Origin of the sequence: Chryseobacterium sp. RU37D, assembly GCF_900156075.1 — a bacterium.
In the GTDB taxonomy this organism is placed as follows: Bacteria; Bacteroidota; Bacteroidia; order Flavobacteriales; family Weeksellaceae; genus Chryseobacterium.
This window is the reverse complement of sequence record NZ_FTMM01000001.1, coordinates 157,780-170,008: the sequence shown is the minus strand read 5'-3', so window position 1 is coordinate 170,008 and position 12,229 is coordinate 157,780. Positions and strand designations below refer to the sequence as shown.

The 12,229-nt window shown below is 33.8% G+C and carries 14 protein-coding genes; 11 read left to right on the top strand and 3 right to left on the bottom strand.

All coding sequences use genetic code 11. The features are described 5' to 3' along the window. The first annotated feature begins 192 nt into the window (after positions 1 to 192). From porQ to BW926_RS00775, 5 genes are all read left to right on the top strand, one after another. Positions 193 to 1,185, top strand: coding sequence for a type IX secretion system protein PorQ (gene porQ, locus BW926_RS00795; protein WP_076443490.1), 993 nt, complete (start codon positions 193 to 195; stop codon positions 1,183 to 1,185). Positions 1,186 to 1,277: 92 nt separating this feature from the next. Then, positions 1,278 to 1,952, top strand: coding sequence for a (d)CMP kinase (cmk, locus tag BW926_RS00790; RefSeq protein WP_076443489.1), 675 nt, complete (start codon positions 1,278 to 1,280; stop codon positions 1,950 to 1,952). A 94-nt stretch (positions 1,953 to 2,046) separates the two neighbouring features. Beyond that, positions 2,047 to 2,391 (top strand): YtxH domain-containing protein, encoded by a 345-nt coding sequence (locus BW926_RS00785; protein WP_076443488.1) that lies wholly within the window; start codon positions 2,047 to 2,049, stop codon positions 2,389 to 2,391. A gap of 80 nt (positions 2,392 to 2,471) precedes the next feature. Next, complete coding sequence (locus BW926_RS00780) at positions 2,472 to 2,780, top strand: phage holin family protein (protein WP_076443487.1); 309 nt, start codon at positions 2,472 to 2,474, stop codon at positions 2,778 to 2,780. 3 nt (positions 2,781 to 2,783) lie between these two features. Further along, positions 2,784 to 3,281 carry a phosphoribosyl-ATP pyrophosphatase gene (locus BW926_RS00775; protein WP_076443486.1) on the top strand — a complete coding sequence of 166 codons (498 nt, stop codon included), beginning with the start codon at positions 2,784 to 2,786 and terminating at the stop codon, positions 3,279 to 3,281. A gap of 57 nt (positions 3,282 to 3,338) precedes the next feature. Here the strand turns inward: BW926_RS00775 and BW926_RS00770 are convergent, their stop codons facing one another. Further along, positions 3,339 to 4,073 carry a TrmH family RNA methyltransferase gene (locus BW926_RS00770; protein WP_076443485.1) on the bottom strand — a complete coding sequence of 245 codons (735 nt, stop codon included), beginning with the start codon at positions 4,071 to 4,073 and terminating at the stop codon, positions 3,339 to 3,341. On the opposite strand from BW926_RS00770, the gene BW926_RS00765 reads away from it, so the two are divergent. Then, the gene (locus BW926_RS00765) at positions 4,059 to 6,656 is read left to right on the top strand and encodes a translocation and assembly module lipoprotein TamL (RefSeq protein WP_083672225.1); all 2,598 of its coding nucleotides are present in this window, start codon (positions 4,059 to 4,061) and stop codon (positions 6,654 to 6,656) included. The two genes, BW926_RS00770 and BW926_RS00765, sit on opposite strands and share 15 nt — an antisense overlap. Here BW926_RS00765 and BW926_RS00760 read toward each other — a convergent pair. Then, complete coding sequence (locus tag BW926_RS00760; protein WP_076443484.1) at positions 6,653 to 7,270, bottom strand: SanA/YdcF family protein; 618 nt, start codon at positions 7,268 to 7,270, stop codon at positions 6,653 to 6,655. The genes BW926_RS00765 and BW926_RS00760 overlap by 4 nt on opposite strands. Then, entirely contained in the window at positions 7,267 to 8,391 is a 1,125-nt protein-coding gene (locus BW926_RS00755; RefSeq protein WP_076443483.1) for a flavin reductase family protein, read from the bottom strand. The genes BW926_RS00760 and BW926_RS00755 overlap by 4 nt, the downstream gene beginning before the upstream one ends. Positions 8,392 to 8,423: 32 nt before the next feature. Between BW926_RS00755 and BW926_RS00750 the strand changes: the two genes are divergently transcribed. The 5 genes from BW926_RS00750 (at position 8,424) to BW926_RS00730 (ending at position 12,206) form a co-directional block, all read left to right on the top strand. Continuing rightward, a complete protein-coding gene (locus BW926_RS00750) occupies positions 8,424 to 8,978 on the top strand; it encodes a TlpA family protein disulfide reductase (RefSeq protein ID WP_076443482.1) in 555 nt (184 codons plus the stop codon). 17 nt (positions 8,979 to 8,995) lie between these two features. After that, complete coding sequence (locus BW926_RS00745; protein ID WP_076443481.1) at positions 8,996 to 9,967, top strand: FecCD family ABC transporter permease; 972 nt, start codon at positions 8,996 to 8,998, stop codon at positions 9,965 to 9,967. 273 nt (positions 9,968 to 10,240) lie between these two features. Further along, the gene (locus BW926_RS00740) at positions 10,241 to 10,570 is read left to right on the top strand and encodes a GxxExxY protein (RefSeq protein WP_228403367.1); all 330 of its coding nucleotides are present in this window, start codon (positions 10,241 to 10,243) and stop codon (positions 10,568 to 10,570) included. A 97-nt stretch (positions 10,571 to 10,667) separates the two neighbouring features. Next, positions 10,668 to 11,591, top strand: coding sequence for an ABC transporter ATP-binding protein (locus BW926_RS00735; RefSeq protein WP_076443480.1), 924 nt, complete (start codon positions 10,668 to 10,670; stop codon positions 11,589 to 11,591). Between the two features lie 165 nt (positions 11,592 to 11,756). Continuing rightward, on the top strand, positions 11,757 to 12,206 hold the full coding sequence (locus tag BW926_RS00730; RefSeq protein WP_076443526.1) for a MarR family winged helix-turn-helix transcriptional regulator: 450 nt from the start codon (positions 11,757 to 11,759) through the stop codon (positions 12,204 to 12,206). Positions 12,207 to 12,229: the final 23 nt, after the last annotated feature.

The window sequence follows — 12,229 nt, the reverse complement described above, 5'->3', positions numbered from 1 at the left end:
CATTCCGCAAATAAATAAACCTAGTTTTTTGAAACCTTGAAGATTTAATTCTGAGAAAAATAATTAAAAATCCCACACCATCATAATAAAAACCCCTATTTTCACAAAACTTGAATATTTACCAATAAATAATGTGAGAAATATTTTGAAAAGTACGAAAAAGGATTATTTTTGCATTAATAATAAACTGAATTGAAGAAAATTGTCATTTTTTCATTATTTCTATCAGGAATTGTTTCTTATGCACAAACAGGAACAAACGTTTTCCCTTTTTTAAACCTTCCTGTTTCTGCAAGACAGGCGGCTTTGGGAGGTGATGCCATTTCCATTAGAGATCGTGATGTATCCTTTGCTATTGCAAACCCCTCTTTGCTAAATAAAGATTCTGATAACCAGCTTTCTGTAAATGCAACAGCCTATCTTGCGGATTCAAAATACGGAACCATAGCGTATGCAAAAGACTTTGATAACGGCCATATGGCTACGATCAATGCTCGATATATGAGCTATGGAGACATCCCGAGAACGGATGAAAGCGGTTTTGAAAATGGTACATTTAAAGCTTCAGATGTTGCCATCGGAGCCGGATATGCCTATCAGTTTGAAGAAGACTGGACCATTGGCGGAGGATTAAACTTCATTACTTCAAAAATTGATAACTATACTTCTTCTGCCGTCGCAGGAAATCTCGGAGTTACCTATCATAATAAAAAAAATAAGGAAACCGCATCATTAATTTTAAGAAATTTCGGGTATCAGTTTAAATCTTTCAACGGAACAAGGGAAAATCTTCCATTCAGGATAGATTTAGGATATACCAGGATATTAAAAGCAATTCCTCTGGCTGTTACAATTACGGCACATGACCTTCAGGAATTCAATATTTCTTCTCAATATAATGTAAACGGGCAGGAAGTAAATGCGGGCAGAAAAATTGCCGACCATTTCTCTATAGGTGCAGAATTGTTCCCAGAAAAAAGTTTCAATATCAGGCTTGGATATAATGTAAAAAGAGGAAATGAGCTAGCGGTGGCAGATCAGAGAAACTTCTCAGGGCTTTCTGCCGGTTTCGGGATCAAGCTTTCGAGATTCAGGATTGATTATGCTCATGTGAGGTATCACAACTCTTCCAATGTCAATCAGATAGGTATTTCTGTGGATCTTACGAGCCATGCAGGATATTAAATAATTAACTGAAATATTTTAAAATAAAATAAAACCTTAAGAAATATCTTAAGGTTTCTTGATTTTTAAGAAAATTTCTTGAAATTTGCAATATGGAAAAATCTGTAATAGCTATCGACGGCTACTCGTCTACCGGGAAAAGTTCAATATCAAAAGTCATTGCTGAAAAGCTTGGGCTTATTCATCTGGATACGGGTGCGCTTTACAGAGGCGTGACGTGGTTCGCACTTCAGAACTGCCTTAATGATGATGATTCTATTGATTTTAATGAGCTTTTCTCTTCCTTTGACCAAATTGAGCTTGAATTTAAAAATAACAACGGAGAATTGGTTCTTTTTCTTAATCATATTGATATATCAAAAGCTATCAGAACAAATGAAGTTTCCGATAATGTAAGTTTTGTTGCAAAACAGAAGGAAGTAAGAGATTTTTTACTCCAGTCTCAACGTTCTTTGGCAGAAAAAGGTGGCATTATTATGGACGGACGCGACATTGGGACAGTAGTTCTGCCAAATGCTGACTATAAATTTTTCCTAACAGCAAGTATTGACGAACGTACCAAAAGAAGATATAATGAGCTGCTTTCTTTGGGAATTAAGGCTGATGAAAAGCAGGTAAAAGATAATCTTATAGAACGAGATAAGATTGATAGTGAGCGGGAAATTGCTCCTTTGAAGCAAGCTAATGATGCTATTGTGATCGATAATACTAATCTTACCAAAGAGGAAACCGTCGAGAGTATTTTATCTCACATTCGAAAGATTTAACATTTTTTAATAAGACATTCCTTTCTTTGGTATGTTAATTGTAGGCTTCAATACATAAAAACTAATATTATTTTAACTATTAAAAAAACAAAAAATGTCTAGAAAAAACAATACAGCGGGTATTTTGGCAGGACTTCTTGCAGGTGCTGCAGCAGGTGTAATTTTAGGAATGCTTTATGCTCCTGAAGAAGGTAAGGAAACTAGAAAGAAGATAAAAACTAAGGCAAACGATCTTAAAGATCAGGCTAAAAATAAATATGGAGAAGTTTCCGAAAAAGTAAAAGACCAATACAGTAATATTTCTTCTACTTTCAAAGAAACAGCGAGCAACGTAGCTCATACTATGAAAGATGGATATGATAAATATAAAGATCAAATTGTTTCTAAAACTGCAGATGTAGTAAAAAATGTAGAGTCAGAACTAAATGATCTAAAATAATAAATAATTTATTTTAGATAAATTATGAAAAGGAACTTTATACAACAAAGTTCCTTTTTTTATAACTTTAAAAAAAAACAATGATTGAAACTATTAAAGAATACGCGTCAAAGAGGATTGATCTGCTGAAAATAGAAGCTACAGAAAAGTCTTCGCTTTCTGCAGGTATGATCACTTATTTTGTGATACTGCTTGTGGCTTTTGGTTTTTTCATTATTCTATTCAATTTTGGGATCGCCTTCCTTATAGGAAAAGCTTTGGATAATTATTCCTACGGATTCCTTATTATTGCGGCATTTTATCTTTTAATAATGATTTTTATTGTTATTTTTAAAAAGAAAATTGTAAATTATGTAGCAGATCAGGTTATTAAATTTTTAAATCATTAGACTATGGGCAGAAAGTATGAAAGCTTGGAGGAACTGAGAAGAAAGAAAAAAATGTTGAAATCCGAAATCAATGATCTGGAAAACCTTCTTACGTTTAAGAACACAAAGGAAAGTTTGAGTGCATTCACTAATGGTTTGACAGATCAGTATCTGCAGGAAAAAGTAGATGAAGACGGTGATGAAAAGGTTGTTCTCAGGAAAGATATTATAGCTAAGCAGATTACATCAGAAATCAAAGATGCTTTTATTAGCAAGAATGCTGCTATGGGTATTGCCAGTTCAGCTTTTAAGGGTGGTGCAGGTGATGCGCTTATGAAATTGGCAGTTACTGCATTTGTGGGAAATTATGCAAAAAAGAATTTAAAAAGTTCCAATTGGAAGAAAAAAATTCTTGGTGCTGCATTAATATACCTCGCTCCTATCGCTTTAAAATTCGTAAGAAAAAAACTTGAAAATTATCAAAAAAATAAAAGTGTTTCGAGTATGGAACAGCTTATATAGAAGTTCGAGACTAGAGGTTAGAGGTTAGTTAAACTATTTACTACTAACTTCTAAAATCTAATCTCTTCCATTAGAAAATAATTGTCCCAAAATAATCCCTGCTGCCATAGAAACGTTCAGGCTTTCTGTAGACTGTGATTTTCCGAATCTCGGTATCATTATGTTTTTTTGGAGAAGTTTTTCAGTTTCCGGACGCATTCCGTTGCCTTCATTGCCCAGAATTAAATTCATTTTATCAGGCTTTTTAAAATGATAGATATTTTCCCCATCCATATCTGTTCCGATATTTATATTTTCTGTTTTTGAAAGATAGTCGACCAAATTGGTATAAAAAATATTTACCCTCGTAAAAGACCCCATTGTAGCCTGAATTACCTTTGGATTATAAAAATCAACCGTATCTTCACTGCAGATAATCTGTTCAATCCCAAACCAGTCTGCAAGCCTGATAATTGTTCCCAGGTTTCCCGGATCCTGGATGCCATCCAAAACCAATTGAATGTTCTTATCCCATGACTTTTTTTCCTCTTCAAGATAACAGACCGCAACAGAATCTTTAGGATGCTGAAGAAAACTAATTTTTTTTAGCTCATTTTCAGAGATATGGGTTACAGGAAAATTCGTCCGGCCTAATTTTTGCGGATCGATAGAGAATATTTCTTTAATTTTAAAGTTAGAATTAAAAAGTTCACAAATGATTTTATTACCTTCAACCAAAAACAAATTGTATTTTTGTCTGAATTTCTTTTTATCTAAAGACTGTAAAACTTTTATTGTATGAGCTGTAAGCATTATAAGAATTCTCCTCAAAAATATTATAAAATTATTTCATTTGCAACATTTGTTGGTCTATTGTATGCATGCAGTACAACGAAAAAAGTTCCCGACGGCGAATATCTGCTTGTAAAAAATAATTTTGAGTTTGAAGATAAAAAAGAAACTTTCGATGGTGAGCTGCGAAGCTATGTTCAGCAAAAACCCAATAAAAGACAATTTCTTTTCATGCCATTAAGTTTGTGGCTGTATAATGCCGCAAATCCCAAATATGATACTTTGCTTAATGAATACATGACATATCCTAATGAATTGAGAGATCAAAAGTTAAGGGATTCACTTTTTGTAAAATATAATATGAAAAGCAGCATTGGGAAAAGCCTCTTCTTCGACAGGTTATATCATAGCTGGGGCTCTGCTCCTGTAATTCTGGATCAGACAAAAACAGAAAAAGGTGCTGAATCTATCAAAAAAAGATTGACTTATCGTGGATATTGGGATGCAGAAGTAAAATTTAAGCATGATCTTGATTCTGCAGCTAAAAAAGCGGCAGTTACCTACTTCATTACCCATAAAGATCCGACTTACATAAAAGAATATTATTATAATATACCAGACCCAACGGTAAAAAATATTTATCAGCAAAAAATTCATGAAACGCTCATAAAACAAGGCCAGATTCTTGATCAGACTGTTCTTGAAAAAGAGGTTACAAGAATTAATGATTTGATGCGAGATTATGGATATTATAAATTTAACAGTCTTGGAGATGAAATTTATTTCATTGCAGATTCTCTTAAAAGCAGAAAACAGATTCCCTTAACCCTGGAAGTTCATAAGGATTCTCTAGATACACCTTATAAAGTGGCAACTATTGGGAATATAGATGTTGCTATTGTTGACGAAATGAACGACTTTCATAAAAAGACAATCAAGGACAGCTTAAGGGGCATCAGATTTCATAAGACGAATAATCAATATAAAGACCGCGCAATCTGGAGAGCAATTACGGTAGGCCCAAAACAGATTTATGATCAAAAAAAACTTGATTTGACTAAAAGAAATCTGTTGTCAATGAATAACTTTAGTATTCTTAAATCAAGAGATTCTTTAAGAAGTGGCGGAGATACAGCACCTAATGACAGCATTGTTGATGTAATGTATATTTTGAAACCGCTTCCTAAATATGAATTAAAGCTAGCAACGGATATTAATTATTCCCAGCTGTTGAATTTGGGGGTATCTCCTTCTGTTGATCTTACCACAAGAAATATTTTTGGAGGTGCAGAAAACCTTTCTACCAGCCTTGCCGGAACATTTGGCTCCATCAGAAGCCCTAAAGATATCAGCAAAAGAGTATTAGCTTACGAATTATCTGCGCAGGCGTCATTAAACTTTCCAAAGCTGCTATTGCCTTTTGATTATTATAAATTACTACCTAAAAGGTACAGCCCTACTTCCTCTATTATTTTAGGAGCTTCAGTTCAGAATAATATCGGATTGGGAAGGGTGAATTTTAATACCGGTTTAAATTACCTGGCTACAGTAAATGATAAAGTATCTCACCGACTGACATTATTTAATACCCAGCTAAGTTTAACCAAAAATAAATCTGCCTATTATGACTATTTTGTGAATGACAGGGAGGTATTGGATGAAATTTTCGCAAATTATTTTCAGTCTCATCCTGCGGTTGAAACTGATTTCACTGCGGGTAAACTCACCAGAGACCAAGTTTCCCAACAGATAGTGGATGACCTAGATTATCAGGAAAATCTAGACCCGCAGTACGATGGTCTCTATAATGCCTTCATTGGTACTTTGGTCAATAAAGACAGGCAGACTCAGGATGTTTTGATTTCTTCAATGATCTATAATTTCGTTTATAATGAAATTGGTAAAAAAGATTATCCGAATGCTTTTTATTTTAATGGAAAAGTGGAATTAGGCGGAAACATTTTCAGTATTTTTAATCAAAAAAGAAATGACGGGGGTATTGTAACAGCTCCGGAAAGAACCATTTTCGGAATACCTTATGCTCAGTTTGTGAAGTTTGATTTTGATGTAAGGAAATATTTTAAATTTAATAGAAATACTTTAGTCCTTCGCCAGTTTGTGGGGATTGGAATTCCTTACGGAAATTCTGAAAGTATGCCAGTAATCAGATCTTATTTTAATGGTGGTTCTAATGATATCAGAGCCTGGGTGGCTTTTGGAGGCCTTGGGCCTGCAGATTCACAGGTTGATGAAAGGGTTCGTACCTATATTACAGATAACGTGAAGCTTACTACCAATGTAGAATTAAGAGTACCGTTTAATGACATGTATGAAGGAGCGATTTTTACGGATATTGGTAACACCTGGAGCTTAAAAAATTATAATGACGGATATGGTGACGAATTTAAATTTAATAAATTCTTCAAACAGGTGGGTATTGGTAGCGGCGTTGGTTTAAGGGTGAATGTTGCTTACATTACATTACGTCTTGACCTTGCCTATAAAATCTATGATCCGAACAAACCTGAAGGCGACAGATGGAGGCTGAAATATTTCCAACCATTCAAGCCTACGCTGAACATTGCATTTGGTTATCCTTTCTAATCCGGCGAAATTCCCAAACCAAAATATACTACAGCAATCGTTCTCGCGAGTATCTCCCTAAACTGGTTTCTGTAGTAGCTTTCCGGCCTTGAAACGTCTTGTGCATCAAAGCCCAGAGCATTCATACTGTTGTTTCTCGCGAAAAGCAAAGCCCGGAGGTTATGAAACCCCTGTGAAACAATAATTACATTATCTTTCTTATAAACGTGTTTGCATCGCAGAATGCTTTTGTAGGTATTAAAGCCTTTAGGATCTTCAATAATAATTTCCTCAGGGACACCTTCCTGATAGATCAAGTAATTTTTCATGGCGGCCGGCTCGTTATAACCTTTACTTTTTTCGCCGCTTACGATGATGTGCTTAATTTTCCCATGATGATAGAGAAGCGCTGCCGCATCCATTCTTTTAGTAAAATAAGGGTTAGAAAGCCCGGATTTCATTTTTGGAGAAGTTCCCAGAACCAGAGCGACTTCCCTCGGCGGGATTTTTGAGATTTTTGTATAGGTCCTGCCGTCCGTCAGTGCAAAAACCCAGGCATTAGCAAGACATATCAGCAGAATTCCTATTTCTATTGATATGAAAATCAGGCTAAATATGGTTTTTATAATTCTCAAATAAGATCAAAGTTAAGTTTTATTTTCTTGCTTTTTGCAATCGACATACAAGCTAAAATATGTCCTTTTTCTTCTTCTTTTTCCGTCAAATATTCATTTTCCAGCAGCTCAACTTCCCCTTCTTCTAAAATACATTCGCAGCTTCCGCAAATACCTGATTTACAGGAATAAGGAACCGGAAACTTCTGAGCTAATAATTGCTGAAGCAGCTTTTCTTTGTTATCAGGAAGCTTGGTATGATGCATCTCTCCTAACATTTTAAATTCTACATCAACATTTTTTATCAGCGGAAACTTTTTTTCGACATGATAAATATCGTCATTATATTCTTCAAAAAGCTCAAAGTGAATATTTTTCTTTGGAATGCCGTGATGATAGCATGCGTTGGCCAGAGTTTTAATCATATCCCCTTTTCCACATATTAAAACTTCGTCTACAGCATCCCAGATAGTAGATTCCTCATCAGTATCATCTAAATGTAGAATTTGATTAACTATCAAGCTTAATTTTTTATCATCTAGCCTCCCTTGGAAAAAGCTGTTCGATGTTTTTTCCTGTGAGAAGAAATAAAATATCTGCAGCCTTTTGCCGAAGGTTCTCGCAAGACTATCCAACTGATCTCTGTAGATAAGATCTTCATTGGTTTTATTTCCAAAAAACAGAAACATTCTTGTTCTGGGCTCGTTATGAAGAATATTTTTAAAATGACTTAAAATAGGGGTAATGCCAATTCCTGCCGCAAAGCCTATAATGGTCCTGAATTCACTTGGCTTTGAAGCCAGGGTGAATCTTCCGGAAGGTTCGCTTATAAGCAGTTCATCACCGATATTGTAGTTTTTAAAAAGCTGCGAAGTCTCTCCGTCTGGTGATTTTACCTTTATACCCAAAGCTATTTTTCCTTCGTAAGGTGCTGAAGTCATCGAGTAATCATTAATGACATCTTTGCCGTGAGATTTAAATCTTATACTTACAAACTGACCGGCTTCAAACTTAAAATTTTCCCTTAAATTCTTGGGAATTTCAAATTCAAGTGCGAAAGTATTTTTGGTCAGGTCTTCCTTTTTCGTTATTTTTAGCCAATGAAACTGTATCAGTTTCCCTTTATAGATTTGTTGTTCCATACTTCAATTCAAAAATAGATAAAAAATAATTTATGAAGAAGATAATTTTATCCACGCTTGTTTTGTTTGCTTTGGCAGGCTGCAAAAAAGAAAGTCAAAAAAATGAGGAAACTACATCAGTTGCAGATTCTGCCATAGCTTCTAAACCTGAAGCTTCTGGGGTTGCTTTAAAAATTGTTACGCCAGAGAAAATTTCTGAGTTTTTGGGTAAGAAAAATGATACGCTGTATGTAACCAATTTCTTTGCTACCTGGTGTGGTCCTTGTGTAAAAGAGATTCCACACTTTAAGAATAAAATTCAGGAATTGAACGGAAAACCTGTAAAAATTACTTTCGTAAGTTTAGACCAAAAGGATGTTTGGAATTCGGAAGTTCCTCGCTTTACTGCAGAACGTGGTATTCAGGATCATACGGTTCTTTTGGATGGACAGCTTCTGGATGGAAACTTCTTTAAGAGAAATTTTAAACAATGGGACGGCGGTGCAATTCCGTTTACTTTCATGAGAAAAGGTGATAAGACCGATGAGACCTTAGGTATGATTAATGAAAAAGAGCTTAATGAGAAAATCAATTCTCTTTTAAAATAAGATTTACGGACTTTTTTATGTCAAATAAGTTTAAAATCCTGTGTTTATTGTTATTGATCGCTATTATTTTCACTGCGGTTATTAATCTGAACACAGGATTTTTAAGTTTAGATCTTCCTGATTTTTTTTCGGAATCCTCCAATAGCCAGATCGCTGAAATTCGTGTCAACCGTGTTCTGGTAATGCTTTTAGCTGGTATTTCCATTCCTACATCCGGGTTTTTGATGCAGGAATATTTCCAAAACCCACTTGCTGGTCCTGATATTTTGGGAATTACCTCAGTAGCGAGCCTTTCTGTGGCTTTTTATATATTTTTTTCATATAACGTTGAGTTTCCGGAGTTTCTTCAAAACAGTTTTTTAAGCTTGTCTTCAATTGTTGGGAGTTTAATTTTGATGCTGGTTTTGCTGTCAATCTCCAGGAAATTCCAGGATAAATCTTACTTAGTCATTTTTGGATTTTTGATTTCTGCGTTTGCCGGGGCAATTGTTTCTCTGCTTCAGTTTTATGCAGAAAATCAGAGCCTAAAGAATTATATTTTATGGTCTTTTGGAGCGAACAATATGGTGACACGAAATCAAATTTATGTATTGTCGATTTTTATTTTGATTGGTTCAATACTTTGTTTTAAAGCTGTAAAACCATTAATTGGAAATTCTTTGGGAAGCTCATATGCCCAAAGTCTGGGAGTAAATTTGAATCAGTTAAAAATTTTAACTATAACCGCTTCTTCCCTCCTTTCTGCTTCAATTACAGCTTTTTTAGGACCTATTTTATTTATAGGAATTATTGTCCCGCATTTTTGCAGATTAATTTACAATCCGGCAAAATTATGGCAGCAATGGATTCTGAATATGTTTTTGGGAATGTTGATGATGTTATTTTTCTCCATTATCGCGGAAAAATCTCAAATTCCTTTAAATGTAATAAGTTCAGTTTTTGGAATCCCTGTAATTTTGATGATGCTTTTGAGACAGAATAAAGTTTAACTTTTGTTAATCGCAAAGGCGCAAAGTTTATTTTACAAAAATACTATTTTAAGGCGCAAGGATTTTATCTTTGATAAAATTTAAACCTGCATATTTGTAAAGTCAAATTAGCACATTGTTTGCTGAAAATCTTCGATTTTCTTGGGCCTTAAAACGGGTTGAAAATTAGAAATCTTTGCGCCTTTGCGATTAACAAAAAAACAATAAATAAAGAACACAACACAAATGACAGAAAATGAATTATCAAAAATAGTTTTTGAAACAGGATAGAAAATACACAAGAAACTTGGAGCCGGATTATTTGAGCATGTGTATGAGCAATGCTTATTTTATGAATTGACCAAAGCCGAACTTTTTGTAGAGAAACAAAAGTTTCTTCCCATTATCTATGAAGAATTAAAAATTGAAAATGCTTTTAGATTAGACATAATTGTCGAAAATAAATTAATCTTAGAAATCAAAACTGTTGAGTATATAAATCCAACACATAAAGCTCAACTTTTGACTTATCTGAAAATGACAAATTGTAAGCTAGGATTGTTATTAAATTTTCAATCTGATGTTTTTAAAAATGGTGTAACAAGAATTGTAAACTTTTTATAAATAAACATCATAAAAAATTTGACAAAGTCAAATTCCTTGCGCCTTAAAACAGTATTTTTGTAAAAGAAATTTTGCGCCTTTGCGATAAACCAACAGAATGCACTTAAAAATCAATCAAGCAAACATCGGCTACAATAAAACCTTAATTTCAAATGCAAATGCCCATTTGAATTTAGGAGAGGTTTGCTTATTGATTGGCAACAACGGTGTTGGAAAAACAACTTTAATTAAATCTATTTTACATCAAATCACACTTTTAAGCGGAGAAATTTTTATTAATAATAAAAATGTAAAACATCTTTCTGTTAAAGAAATTGCCGAGTATGTTGCTGTTGTTTTTTCAAAAGCAGTTATTCCACAGAATTATACGGTTGAAGATTTAATTTCTCTGGGAAAATATATTTATTACCCTTTTTATTTTGAGCTTAAAAATGATGACCAGAAGGAAGTTTTGAATATTATAGAACAGCTGGATTTGGCTCAGTATAAAAATATTTTGCTTAAAAACCTTTCAGACGGAAATCTTCAAAAAGCATTTATTGGACGAGCTTTGACACAGAACTCACCTGTCATTATTCTTGATGAGCCCACTACCCATCTGGATGAACAAAATAAAATCATTATTCTAAAAACGCTCAGAAAATTAGCCAAAAAACAAAATAAGCTTATTCTTTTTTCCTCACACGACTGGCGATTGGCAAAAGAGTTTGCAGATAAAATCTGGTATCTAAAGGATAATCAATTGTACTCAGGAATTGTGGAAGATGTTCTACTCCAGCACGAAGAATTAATTAATCCCTCACTATTTAAAATTAATAAGAATTTTGCTGCGCCAAAGATTATTGCACCTGATTTCTACAAGGAAATGCTATATTCTCTCCTTCAAAAGAACTTTCAAAGAGATCTTTCTGCTTTGAATTTTGAACTCCAAAATAACACTTGGATAATTTCCAGTACCACAATAAAACATCAATGTGGATCTTTCGAAGAAATCGTTAATTTCGTGAAAACCATTTATTAATACTATTTTTCTTTACTCATTTCATATCTTATGCATGCATACTATTATGCTTTTCATATATTTTAATTAATTTATTATCAGTTTATTAACAAATTTTAACTTTAAAAAATACTATGCATGCATAATATTTAGTAAATTTGGGTAAAACCATTTCAATATAGAATGATGGATAGTAATAAGGATAAAATAGAAAACGTTGACTTAATTTTAAAACAGACCTGGTTAGCCGTTTCAAAAATGTATACGGAACTAGCACAAGAGCATGATTCTACGGCTGTTCAGGCCCTCACTCTTCTAAAGATCGACCCTAAAGAAGGAACAAGAAGTACAAACCTTGGTCCTAAGATGGCTATCGAACCGACATCACTTACAAGAATTATTAAGCTCTTGGAAGACAATGGTTATATCTACAAGGAAAAAACTACCACTGATAAGCGTGAAGTAATCATCAAGCTTACTGATAAAGGCCTAAACTCAAGAAATCTTTCAAAAGAAGTTGTTGTCAACTTCAATAAAAGAGTAATGGAAAAAATTTCTTCGGAAAGACTTGAGACCTTTAAACAAGTGATGAGCGAAATTATGAAAATCGCTACCGATCTTAATAATAAAAAATAATCATTTTACTATGGGTATAGTTT

Bases quoted from the DNA above. Each gene is read 5' to 3' on its own strand.
- BW926_RS00735 (WP_076443480.1), top strand. From the start codon at position 10,668: ATGCACTTAAAAATCAATCAAGCAAACATCGGCTACAATAAAACCTTA.
- BW926_RS00775 (WP_076443486.1), top strand. From the start codon at position 2,784: ATGGGCAGAAAGTATGAAAGCTTGGAGGAACTGAGAAGAAAGAAAAAA.
- BW926_RS00745 (WP_076443481.1), top strand. From the start codon at position 8,996: ATGTCAAATAAGTTTAAAATCCTGTGTTTATTGTTATTGATCGCTATT.
- BW926_RS00755 (WP_076443483.1), bottom strand. From the start codon at position 8,391: ATGGAACAACAAATCTATAAAGGGAAACTGATACAGTTTCATTGGCTA.
- BW926_RS00765 (WP_083672225.1), top strand. From the start codon at position 4,059: ATGAGCTGTAAGCATTATAAGAATTCTCCTCAAAAATATTATAAAATT.
- BW926_RS00780 (WP_076443487.1), top strand. From the start codon at position 2,472: ATGATTGAAACTATTAAAGAATACGCGTCAAAGAGGATTGATCTGCTG.
- BW926_RS00770 (WP_076443485.1), bottom strand. From the start codon at position 4,073: ATGCTTACAGCTCATACAATAAAAGTTTTACAGTCTTTAGATAAAAAG.
- cmk (WP_076443489.1), top strand. From the start codon at position 1,278: ATGGAAAAATCTGTAATAGCTATCGACGGCTACTCGTCTACCGGGAAA.
- BW926_RS00785 (WP_076443488.1), top strand. From the start codon at position 2,047: ATGTCTAGAAAAAACAATACAGCGGGTATTTTGGCAGGACTTCTTGCA.
- BW926_RS00730 (WP_076443526.1), top strand. From the start codon at position 11,757: ATGGATAGTAATAAGGATAAAATAGAAAACGTTGACTTAATTTTAAAA.
- BW926_RS00750 (WP_076443482.1), top strand. From the start codon at position 8,424: ATGAAGAAGATAATTTTATCCACGCTTGTTTTGTTTGCTTTGGCAGGC.